The sequence below is a fragment of the Pseudoalteromonas sp. C8 genome, from assembly GCF_011378685.1.
GTDB classification, from domain to species: domain Bacteria; phylum Pseudomonadota; class Gammaproteobacteria; order Enterobacterales; family Alteromonadaceae; genus Pseudoalteromonas; species Pseudoalteromonas arctica.
This window is the reverse complement of the sequence record NZ_WTKT01000006.1, coordinates 159073-172066: the sequence shown is the minus strand read 5'-3', so window position 1 is coordinate 172066 and position 12994 is coordinate 159073. Positions and strand designations below refer to the sequence as shown.

The window sequence follows — 12994 nt, the reverse complement described above, 5'->3', positions numbered from 1 at the left end:
TTATGAAACATTTACTCCCTGTAATTACCACTTTACTTTGTGTAAGTTTTTATACACAAGCAAACTCCCCTGCTGGTAAAACTATTTTAGCGCGAGGCTCTGTACTAGCGGTTGATGGAAGCTCTGAACAACGGCAGTTGCAGCGCAGAGATACCGTTTTTGGTGTAGATCGCATTACGACTGGAGAGAAAAGCAAAGCGCAATTTTCAATGTCGGATGGTGGTTTAATCGCTTTAAAAGAAAATTCAGAACTCAATATTGCTAACTACGAATTTGATGATAATACCCAACAAGGTTCTGCTTCTATTGAGTTACTTAAAGGTGGTTTACGCTCTATTTCGGGTGTGATTAAAAAAAATGGCGGCTCTTATAATGTAAAAACCCCCGTTGGATCTATTGGTATACGTGGAACACATTTTGAAGTTCAGCTCGTTGAAGGCAACGTGTTTTTAGCTGTATGGGATGGCGCAATAGATTTAACTTTAGAAAATAATAGCGTGGTTTCTTTGGGTGATAACGAGGCCTTTTCGTTTGCACAAATTACAGCCTCTGGTGAAGTATTAAAAACGACGCGTGCGGCACGTGTGTTTGATCAAAATATAGTAACGATCGACCCTAAAGATGACAACGAAGAAGAGGCTGAACAAGCATCTGTAACTGAAGTTGAAGTAAATGCTTTTGAAGCAGATACAGATACTATGGATATATATTCTGAACAACAATTTCAAACAGTTAGCAGCGCATCTTTAGTCGATCAAATAGCTCAGCGCCAAGGTGTATTTAACTATGAAGCATCAAGCTTTAATGTAAATTCGAGTGTGGGTGCTGTTACTGACTTTGCTATGACTATGGCTGTTGATTTTGATAATGGCACAGTGCCTGATGGCGAAATTAGTTTTAATGACGCGGGCGGAAATTGGTATGCGGCTTACAGCGGTTTAATAAATTTAAGCGAACTTGACTTAGCCGTTACATTTGCATCCCATGGCAACAATAAAGCCGAGGGCGATGTTGATGCAATATTTTTGAATGACTTAGACAACATTACTGGCAACTTTAATCTTAACGAAATAAATAATCCTGATGTAAATGCTAGCGGTTCTTTTAAATTAGAACCATAAACACATTGGATACAAAGCTTTTATTATGGAGTATTTAAAATGACAGCAAAAAATATATTTTTGCTTGGTTCTATGGTGTTTTTGTTAAGTGCCTGTGGAGGCTCAGAAGAAAGCCCTGCTCAAGAGGCAATACAATCACCTACCGCTGAAGTAGTACCGCCAACGGTGACTAGCTATATAAATTTGGCTGGTGTTATAGCGAGCAATCAAACCAAGAATACAAAAGTTTTAGGTGCTGTCACTTCAAGTAGAGGAGTAGTTGGATCAAGCATAGCTAATACACGCGCTAATATTGTTTTTTCACAAACAAACGAAACTGTGCAAGGCAACGTTTCTTTTTTACTTGAAGCTTCGGATACCGATGGCATTGCTGAAGCTAATTTAGTGCTCCCTAGTGTCAATAAAAGCATATCACTGTGTTCTTCTGATTGTGGTTTTGACTACGAAAAATCAATTATAGGCCTCAGCCCTGCACTTTATGGCGTAACTCCAGGAGAGATACGCCTAGAAATATGGATAACTGACACTTTAAATAATCAAGTCCTTGCTGATGCAATTACTTTTAACTGGCAACCATATCAAATTGAAGGTGTTACAGCTCAGCGAGACGAAGATAATATTAATCTTTCGTGGCAAGCTAACCCCGAACTTAATCGTTATAACGTTTATATTGCAACTCAAGCTGGAGTTTCATCTACTAATATTAATGAATTAGAAAACGGGCAACAATTTTTAAGTATTCAAGATACTGCATTAAGCATTACCGAGTCACTTACAGATAAAAGTTATCAAGTACTTATTACCGGTATTGATGGCAGTGGTGAAAGTGGCTTTGCTAATATAATAAACATAGCACCAGTGGGTGGAGAGCTTGCATTTGCACCAGAAGCTAATGCCGATCAGTTTCAGATAAATGAAGATCAAACTCTGCAAGGCAACGTTCTAACAAATGATACGAATCAATACAGTGGCGATTTACGTGTAAATGCAGATGCATTAATTCTACCGCAGCATGGCACCATTAATATAAGTGAAAATGGGGATTTTACTTATATCCCTATTGCAAACTTTAATGGTGAAGATGCCTTTAGCTATCAAGTTGCTAACGAGCTAGGTATGACAGACACCGCAGTTGTAGAGATAACTATTTTAGCTGTTAACGACGCCCCTATTGCGCTTGATAATACTTATAACATCACAAACAATGGAACCTTAGTTGTCCTATCGCCTGGCTTACTTATTAACGATAGCGATATTGATTTAGATAACTTAACTGTTGATACAACGCCTGTTAGCGAACCGACAAGAGGACAATTAACCCTTTTTGATAATGGTAGCTTTGAATACCAAGGCGAGCAGAACATGCAAGGTGAGGACAGCTTTCAGTATAGAGTTGTTGATGCACAAGGTGCTCAGGCTATTGCAAATGTAACTATTGTAAGCTCAAACACTAACGTAGCCCCTGTAACAAAAAATGATAGCTATAGTTTAAGCGAAGATGAAACACTTGTGGTTACAGCAACCAATGGTGTGCTTAGTAACGATACTGACCCAAATAATGACAGTTTTTCAGTTGATGAAACATTTATTGTGGCACCAACACATGGCCAACTATTATTAGCAATTGATGGCAGCTTTAGTTATGTGCCGGATGCTAATTTTAATGGTGTTGATCAATTTCAATATCAAGCTATAGACTCATTAGGTGCAACCTCTACAGCCACAGTAACTTTAATAATAAACAGCCAACCCGATAGCCCTGTCGCACAAAATGATGCCTATCAATTTAGTAAAAATAAACTATTTGAAGTAACAGTACAAAATGGCTTATTAATTAACGATTTTAATATTGAGGCTGGCGATTTATCAGTTAACACCACGGCAATCAATGCAACTCAAAATGGCGAGCTTACATTAAAAGTTGATGGCTCATTTACCTACCAACCAGACTTAGGTTTTATTGGTGTAGATAGCTTTACTTATTCAATTTCAAATGAGCAAGGCTTAACTGCTACAGCTCAAGTAACCTTAAGTGAAAGCGGCGTTAATACTTTTCCAGAAGCCAATAACGATCAATTTACGTTAGACGAAGACAGCTCTGCATCTTTATTAGACGTGCTAGCTAACGACACTGATGCAGATGGCGATACGATTAGTATTTCGAACATAGAAAATATTGCTGGAGAAGCGACTATTGTCGCCGGAAAAATACAGTTTACTCCACCAGCAAACTTTTCAGGTGAGATAGTACTAACTTACACCATTACGGATGGTTATAGCACTGGTAATGAAGGCATAAACGACAGAACAGCAAGTGTGACGATTACCGTGACACCCGTTAATGATGCCCCTACTGCAAATACTGATTCAGCAACGATGAACGAAGATGCTCCTGCGTTATTAGTTAACGTACTAGCTAACGACTCCGACATTGATGGCGATACTCTTACAATAACAGCTGCTACTGCAGATATAGGTTCTGCATCTGTTGTTGATAATAAAATCCAATACACGCCTGCTGCTAATACAAATGGAACAGCAATTATTAGCTACACAATAAGTGATGGTAATGGCGGTACTGCAACTACAAACTTATCAATAATTATTACTCCTGTAAACGATACTCCTATTGCAAACGCAGACTCAGCGACAGTAGATGAAGATGCAGCGCCAATACTAATAAACGTATTGGCAAATGACTCTGACGTGGATGGTGATAGTCTCACTATCAGTGCTGCTTCGGCAGATATTGGCTCAGTCTCAGTGGTTGGCAATCAAATTCAATATACACCGGCAGCCGACGACAACGGCGTAGCAACAGTTACTTATACTGTAAGCGATAGCAGCGGTGGTGCCAGTACAACAACGTTAACTATCACTATTACCCCCGTAAACGATGCTCCAATTGCAAACGCAGACTCGGCTACCATGGCTGAAGATGCAGCACCGATACTAATAAACGTATTGGCAAACGACTCAGACGTGGATGGCGACAGCCTGACGATCAGTGCTGCCTCGGCAGATATTGGCTCGGTCTCAGTGGTTGGCAATCAAATTCAATATACACCGGCGGCCGACAGCAATGGCTTAGCAATAGTTACTTATACCGTTAGTGATAATAATGGCGGAACAGATAATACCACGGTCACTATTACTATAACTGCAGTGAACGATACACCTGTTGCCAATAACGATACTGCTACTATGGCTGAAGATGCAGCGCCAATACTGATAAACGTATTAGCCAATGACTCAGATGAAGACGGCGACAGCTTGACGATAAGTGCAGTCTCAGCTGATATTGGCTCAGCCTCAGTAGTTGGCAATCAAATTCAATACACACCGGCAGCTGATAGCAATGGCTTAGCAACAGTTACTTATACCGTTAGTGATAATAATGGTGGAACAAATACTGCCACGGTCGCTATTACGATAACTGCCGTGAATGATGTACCTGTTGCCAATAACGATACCGCTACTATGGCTGAAAATGCAGCGCCAATACTGATAAACGTATTAGAAAATGACTCAGATGTAGATGGCGACAGCCTGGCGATCAGTGCAGCATCAGCCGATATTGGCTCAGTCTCAGTAGTTGGTAATCAAATTCAATACACACCGGCAGCCGATAGCAACGGCTTAGCAACAGTTACTTATACTGTTAGTGATAATAATGGTGGAACGAATACTGCCACGCTCGCTATTACGATAACTGCCGTGAATGATGCACCTGTTGCCAATAATGATACCGCAACCATGGCTGAAGATGCAGCACCAATACTGATAAACGTATTAGCAAATGATACTGACTCTGATGGCGATAGCTTGGTGATCTCTTCAGCCTCAGCTGATATTGGCTCGGTCTCAGTAGTTGGCAATCAAATTCAATATNCACACCGGCAGCCGATAGCAACGGCTTAGCAACAGTTACTTATACTGTTAGTGATAATAATGGTGGAACGAATACTGCCACGCTCGCTATTACGATAACTGCCGTGAATGATGCACCTGTTGCCAATAATGATACCGCAACCATGGCTGAAGATGCAGCACCAATACTGATAAACGTATTAGCAAATGATACTGACTCTGATGGCGATAGCTTGGTGATCTCTTCAGCCTCAGCTGATATTGGCTCGGTCTCAGTAGTTGGCAATCAAATTCAATATACGCCTGAAGCCAATACCAATGGACTTGCCACGGTAACTTATACGATTAGTGATAATAATGGCGGAACCAATACAGCCACAGTGGTCATTACCGTAACTGGTGTTAACGATGCACCTGTAGCATTGGTTCAAAGTTTTAGTATTAGTGAAAATGCTACAGATGGCGACATCATAGGGACTGTTAGCGCGTCAGATATTGAGAACCAGACCTTAACTTATAGTTTAACTGGCGGTGACACTGCTTCATTTGAAATTAATAGTAGCTCTGGTGTTTTATCAACCGTAGGTGAAAGCCCATTTGATTTTGAAACAACTAATCAATATATCTTAAATGTCACTATAACTGATGATGGCACACCTAATGAAAGTTCAAACGTTAACATAACCGTTAATATTACTGATGAAGTTGAACTCCTTATTCCAACTGAAGATGTGACATTTGGCCGCCCAATTACAGGTGAGCTTGATCTTTCAAACATTTTTTCTGGTGGTGAGTTTAAAGACAGTATTGAGCTTAATGGCAAACTATATTTTGTTGGTTTTACCAACAATGCTGATAAAGACCTTCTTATTGTCTCTTACTCAAACAATGGTGATATGAATACTACCTTTAATAACACCGGCACTAAAATACTCGATTTAGATCAAGACGAAGAAGCCACCGCTATTATTTCTGACGGTACAGATCTTTTCATTGCCTATTCTAGTTTTGATGGCACCCATAATGAAGCTTGTATACTTAAAATGGATCTCGCTGGAACGTTAAGCACTGGTTCGGATGATGATGATGATGACGACGACGGTGAAAGTGGCGCAGGTGTTCAGTGTACAACGCTTAATAGTACTACCGTTATTAATGACCTTGAAATTGATGGCGATAAATTACTGGCTGTGGGCAAACACTTTGATGGCACTCAAAACGATAGTTTATGGATACATTATAAAAAATCAGATCTAGATTTTGAGAACTCTACTCCAGCTATTGTCGATGTTAGCGGCGCTAATCGAGATGATGAAGGCTTTGCAATTAAGAACTTTGATGATTCCGATTACTTAGTGGTTGGGAGTGTTACCAATGCAGAGGGAACAAAAGACTCTCTACTTCGTTATTTAAAATCTGATGGCGATAATGACAATAACTTTAATGGTGGTGCAGCACTAACAATTGATATATTTGATAATGATAAAGATGACGAACTTTTTGCTGTAGGCGGAGTTGTTGATTCTGAATTTACTGCCTTCGCAGGTGGATATGTAACAAGAACCAGCGGTGAAAAAGAAGCGGTAGTATTAGCTATTAATAAAGATGGGGAGCTAATCACCACCTTTGGTAATGCTGGTATTGCAATTTATGATATTGATAATGATAGTGGAAATGGTGATGGCGGCGCTAAAATTACAGGTATTAAACACGAGCCTAGTAACAATGGCATTAGTTTGTCGGGGACGACTGGCGTATCAGCCTCAGAAAAATTATTTTCAGCACGGATTAATAATCAAGGTACTTTAGATAGTGCCTATGGCACCTCCGGCATTAATATAATTGATGGTATAAGTGGTAAGCAATTTGCCAATACTTTAGCTATCGACTCTAATGACACTATTTGGGTAGCTGGTGTTAATGATGACTCAAATACAAAACCGTTTATTGCAGCAATAGACAGCCAAGCCACATTATTTAGTAACTTTGAAACGAATGGTTACTTTACCCTTAATAATTTAGTAGATGCGACAAACGATGAATCAATGCACGTTTTACAACTTAGCAATGACCCTCATGCTGGTAAGTACATTCTTGCATCAACGGCTAAATCGGACTCAATTACTAAGTTAGTATTAACACGCTTTACGAGTGCGGGTGATATAGATACTAGCTTTAGCGAAAGTGGCCATAAAGAAATTGCCATAGATTTGAGTAAGTCGCGCGTCGCTTTAACCGAGCAAAGCGACGGCAATTTAGTTATTACAGGCTCTAAAAATAGTGAAAATGGTGAAGCGGGCTTTGTAGCTAAAGTTGATCAGTCTGGTAATTTAGACACTTCATTTGCAACAGACGGTGTATACACAACCTCTGTCAGTGGCGCAGAATTGGTAAACCTGACAGGTATTGCACTTGATAATAGCGGTAACATTATTACTGTTGGGTCAATCGTAATAAGTGGCACTCCTAGCCCAATCGTTATAATGTTGACGCCAGAAGGTACCCTTGAGCCTAACTTTGGCACTGGCGGAAGTATCATAGGCTCAGCTTTTGAGTACTATAACCGTGTACATACCGACAATGCAGATATTTTCATTGGTGGTAAGGCAGTATTAAGTGGCACTTCAAAGCTAATCGCATTGAAGTTAAGCTCAAACGGTACTGAAGTCTTTAAATATGTAGGTGAAGGAACCACAGATACCGACAATAAAATAGCGCAGATTTTGACTGACACAACGGGTAAGTTATATTTAATAGCAAACCTTATTGATTCGCCAAATAAAGCCAATGTTATTAGACTGCTTGTTACGGGTACGCTCGATACTAGCTTTGCCGTAAATGGTGTCGGTGAATATACTTTGGCCTCAACCGGTAACACTGAGCTAAGCGGTGCAGCGATCGATAGTAGCAACCGACTTATTTTAGCCGGCAAGGCTAACAATAAAGGAATGTTAGCGCGTATCTTAACTGACGGTACTTTAGACAATACGTTTGGACCCAGTGGTGCCGGATTTTATGAAGCAAGCCAATGTACCAGTACACATGTATTTACTTCAATCATCTTACAAAATGATACCCAAGTTGTTGTAAGCAGCACCTGTAATGACACTAACTCTAACAATGTTAGTATTTCTAAATTCAATTTTGTAGAAGATGGAGCTTAGCCTTAAATTATGAAAGTTGAATTTTTTGGTGTTAGAGGCTCAATGGCTTCAGCAGGAAGTAATACGCACATTTTTGGAGGAAATACCTCATGTGTGTACATCGAACAAAATAATGGCAAAGATCTCATTTTAGACTCTGGTACCGGTATTGTAGAACTCGGTACACGTTTACTAGAAACACAAAGTCCTATCAATATTTTGCTAACGCATAACCATTGGGACCATATTCAAGGGTTTCCTTTTTTTAAACCTATTTACCAACCTAACCGCGATATAACTATTACTGTGGGTAACGTTGATGATAAAAAAAGTGAAGATGCCATATTAAAGCAAATGAGTGGTTCGTACTTTCCGGTGTGTTATCAAGATTTACCTGCCAGCATTACGCTTAATACTGATTTATCGTCTCAAAAGCAATTTACACTTAATGGTTTTTTGGTTTCGACTGCTCCACTAAATCACCCTGGTGGTGGTACTGCTTATTGTATTAAAGCAGATGAAAAAAAGGTGGCTTACGTTACCGACAATGAGCTAAATCCGCCAGAAAAAGCAAACACAAGTATTAGCGAATGGGTCAACTTTATTGAAGGCGCTGATTTACTAATTCATGATGCTCAATTTATAGATGCAGACTTGCCTCTTAAACATGGTTGGGGGCATAGCACCATAGATCAGGTGGCTGAGCTTGCTATAAAAGCGAGTATTAAAAATGTGGTTATTATTAGCCACGATCCATCAAGAACCGATGAACAGTTATTAGCTATAGAAAAATATTTACACACGCAGTACGCTCAACAGGTAAAAATAGAGTGCGGCCGAGAAGGACGAGTTTTTGATTTTTAGTCTATCAAGGAGCGTTACTCATTAGCTCCTTAAAACCAATTACTTCAAAGCACTTTTTCATTGGCGCTGTTATTACATTATTAATTGCATCAATAGAGCTATTTTCAACTGGGTCGCTTGCAAAGTTAGTGAACCGCGTAGAAGGTATAATATACGACTCTCGGTTGTTACTAACACTTTCAGAGACGCCTAGGCGTATTGATGAAACCGTTGTAATAATTGATATCGATGAAAAGAGCATGCAAGAACAAGGACGCTTTCCTTGGAGTCGCTCAAAAGTAGCTGACCTTGTTACAAAGCTTACTGATGCAGGTGTTATTGTTATTGCATTCGATATATTTTTTTCTGAACAGGAAGAAAACCCTGTTACAAAAATTATGTCTGAAATTCCTGATTTATCAAAAAAGTACACCATCCCCTTTGCTGAAATTACTAAACAAGTCGATGCAGACACAAAACTAGCAAGCGCATTATCTAAAAATGATACTGTTCTTGGTTTTTTATTAATTGATGAACAACTCACTAATCAAAACTTGCCAGCTAAAAGCAGTGTTGTATGGGCAAATGCGGATCATACTAATTCACAAATAAACCAGTTTCCTGGTGCTATTGTAAATATTCCTCAGTTACAAAATGCTACAACGGGCACCGGTTTTATCAATGCACATAGCGATGAAGATGGCTTTATACGTAAAGCAGCTCTTATAAATCGAGTTGGCAATAAGCTCTACCCTTCTTTAGCACTTGAAGTTGCTCGACTTTATACCCTTGCTGAAAACATAGAAACTCGTTCCAATATATTAGATGGTATAACGTTATTCGAAGGTATAAAGTTTCAAGATAAGTGGATTCAAACTGATGAATATGGGCAAATATTAATTCCTTACAAAGGGCGTGCACATAGCTTCCCTTATTATTCGGCTACCGATATTTTGACCAAAAAAATTGGTTTAGAGGAATTAGAAGGCACTGTAGCGTTTATTGGTACATCGGCAATTGGACTCGCTGATTTAAGATCAACACCTGTTGGTTTACAGTATCCCGGTGTTGAGGTACATGCCAACATATTTGAAGGGTTAATGCACCCAGAACTACTTCCATCTAAACCTAATTGGTCACTGGGAGCAAGTTTACTCATCATTGCATTAACGGGTAGCGTATTGTCGTTTTTTAGCCACGGTAAGAGCGCACGTTTTATTATTATTTTGTCTCTTATAGTCACAAGTGTCGTTATATTTTTAAACGTTTATTTATGGTCAGTACAAAAAATTAGTTTACCTTTATTAATGCCCCTTTTACTCATCATTATATTAGCGGGTTATTACATCATTGTTGGTTCTATCGCTGAAATGAAACATAGCCGAAAAATAAAATCTATGTTTGACCAATATATGCCTCCTGAGCGTATAAATCAGATGATACTACAGGGTAAAAGTTTATCTCAAAAAAGTGAGCGAAAAAATATGACGGTGCTATTTGCCGACATCCGTAGCTTCACTTCTTTATCCGAAAGTATGTCGCCCCATCAGTTAAGTGAATACTTAAACGAATATCTTACGGCTATTACCAAAATCATATTTGATCATAACGGAACTATTGATAAGTACGTAGGCGATATGGTGATGGCATTTTGGAATGCTCCACTAAAAGATGAAAACCACGCTCGCCATGGTGTTGAAGCCGCTATGGGTATGATTAACGGGTTAACGCAAGTAAATCAGTTATTTGCAGAAAACAATCAGCCTGCAATAAAAATTGGTATCGGTTTAAGTACTGGCGATATGAATGTAGGTGATATGGGTTCGGTTTACCGTAAAGCCTATACAGTTCTTGGTGATACTGTTAATTTAGGTGCTAGAGTAGAAAGCTTGACCAAATTTTATGGCGTAGCTATTCTTGTTACAGAAGAAACGATGAAGGAATGCCCTCATATTTCATTTCGTTTAATAGATAAAGTACAAGTTGTCGGAAAAACAACGGCTGTACTGTTGTTTGAGCCTATAAACTTTACAGATAAGCTCGATGAAGAACAGTTAAATGAAGTTAAAAAATCACAGCAGGCCATGACGCTTTTTTATAATAAAAACTGGCCACAAGCGCTTAGCTTATTTAAAGAACTACACAGCACGACCATATTTAGCTCTGACGTTTATACCATTTTTATCGAACGTATTAAGGGCACTGATTTGCAAACACTAGCTAAGGATTGGAATGGTGCCTTCAAACATACTAAAAAGTAGTAAACATATGCGACAGCACATTAAAGACAAAACAAACCTTCAGCATTTTATCGATATTAGTATTAGGCTAACAACAGAAAAAAACTCGTCTAAGTTACTTGATGAAATACTGCAAGTTGTGATGTCGATAGCAAATTCTGATGCTGGCAGCATTTACTCTATTACCCCAAACAAACAACTCAAGTTTGAAACGGTAATAAATAAGTCATTAAATCTTTATTTAGGTGGAACTTTAGGGAGCCCTGTAGATTTTCCTAATATAGATCTTTTTATTGATGGCAAACCAAACGAAACCGCTATTGTTGCCCACTCTGCAAATTCTGGCGAAGTGATTAACATTCCTGATGTGTATGATGCCCTGCCCTTTGATATGAGCGCAGCTCGCAAAATGGATGCACGCACAGGTTATCGTTCTGAGTCCATGCTAACAATTCCTTTAAAAGATCATGAAGATGACATTATTGGTGTAATCCAGCTTATAAATGTAAAAGATGCGCAAAATAAAAACATTCCTTTTAGTGAAGAGCTTGTCACTCTAATTCGATCTTTTGCCTCTTTAGGCGCTATTTCACTAACTAACTCGACACTAATTAAGGGAATGGAAGATCTTTTTTCAACCTTTGCTGAAACAATTGCGATGGCAATAGATGAAAAGTCTCCTCATACCGGTGGCCATTGTAAACGAGTGCCAGCACTCACGTTAATGCTAGCTGATGCCGTGCATGATATAAATAAAGGCCCTTTGGCTTCATTTTCAATGAGTGAAGCCGACCGACATGAGCTTGATATAGCAGGCTGGTTACATGACTGCGGGAAAATCGCGACTCCCGATCACATTATGGAAAAGTCGACAAAACTAGAAACTATTTTTGATCGAATAAAATATGTAGATGCTAAATTTGAAATAATTAGCCGAGATTTAAAAATAGCGTATCAGCAAAAAATCATCTGTGCGATGAAGCTGCAAAAACCTATCGAAGTTCAACAATTTGAACGCCTACTTGATACCGAGCTTAAACAGTTGGCATTAGACCGTGCATTATTACAGCGTGTGAATGTAGGGGGCGAGTTTTTAGGTGATGCAGAACTTGAGCACATTGAACGCATTGCAAACAAATACCAACTCGTTATAAATGATATTAATACACCATTGCTCTCAGCTGATGAAGTTGAAAACTTAACAATACGAAGAGGCACGTTAACCGAAGCCGAACGTGAAGTAATGAAACGTCATATGGATGTAACTAAAAATATTTTAGATGCCCTGCCGTTCCCTAAACACTTAAGCAATGTGACTGAATATGCTTTAGGTCATCATGAAAAACTTGACGGTACTGGTTACCCAAGAGGTTTAACCAAAGAGCAAATGTCGGTGCCTGCAAGGTTAATGGCTATTACGGATATTTTTGAAGCGCTATCTGCAGTAGACAGGCCCTACAAAAAAGCAAAACCGGTCAGTGAGTGTTTATTTATTTTAGGGTCAATGGTTGCTAAAAACCATCTTGATGCTGACATTTTTGCTATTTTTATTGAGTCGCAAGTCTATAAAAATTATATCAATGAATATGCTAACCCAGAGCAGCTAGATGAGGTAGATTTTGATAACTTACCCGGTTACACACCTATAAGTTAGCACCTATAAAGCAATGCCTATCCAAACAAAAAAATGCCACCTTACGGTGGCATTTACACACGGGGTTATTTCTACTTATAGAAATCCTTTTACTTTTTATTTGTTTTTTTATGTTGTTTTATT

The 12994-nt window shown here is 39.0% G+C and carries 6 protein-coding genes and 1 pseudogene; all 7 read left to right on the top strand.

From position 1 onward, the window contains the following. Positions 1-2: 2 nt before the first annotated feature. On the top strand, positions 3-1121 hold the full coding sequence (locus tag GQR39_RS07995; RefSeq protein WP_165735302.1) for a FecR family protein: 1119 nt from the start codon (positions 3-5) through the stop codon (positions 1119-1121). A 39-nt stretch (positions 1122-1160) separates the two neighbouring features. Beyond that, on the top strand, positions 1161-5042 hold the full coding sequence (locus GQR39_RS07990; protein WP_240918187.1) for an Ig-like domain-containing protein: 3882 nt from the start codon (positions 1161-1163) through the stop codon (positions 5040-5042). Continuing rightward, positions 5009-5089 (top strand): annotated as a pseudogene (locus GQR39_RS20465) (hypothetical protein); the annotation flags it as partial. The gene GQR39_RS07990 and the pseudogene GQR39_RS20465, both read left to right, overlap by 34 nt. 27 nt (positions 5090-5116) lie before the next feature. Further along, positions 5117-8155, top strand: a complete 3039-nt coding sequence (locus GQR39_RS20265; protein ID WP_165735242.1) for an Ig-like domain-containing protein — start codon at positions 5117-5119, stop codon at positions 8153-8155. Between the two features lie 9 nt (positions 8156-8164). Further along, a complete protein-coding gene (locus GQR39_RS07980; RefSeq protein WP_101217992.1) occupies positions 8165-8998 on the top strand; it encodes an MBL fold metallo-hydrolase in 834 nt (277 codons plus the stop codon). Positions 8999-9126: 128 nt separating this feature from the next. Next, complete coding sequence (locus GQR39_RS20460; RefSeq protein ID WP_346774492.1) at positions 9127-11238, top strand: adenylate/guanylate cyclase domain-containing protein; 2112 nt, start codon at positions 9127-9129, stop codon at positions 11236-11238. Next, positions 11210-12871 (top strand): HD domain-containing phosphohydrolase, encoded by a 1662-nt coding sequence (locus GQR39_RS07970; protein WP_007586383.1) that lies wholly within the window; start codon positions 11210-11212, stop codon positions 12869-12871. Before GQR39_RS20460 ends, GQR39_RS07970 begins: the two co-directional genes overlap by 29 nt. The last annotated feature ends 123 nt before the right edge of the window (positions 12872-12994 follow it).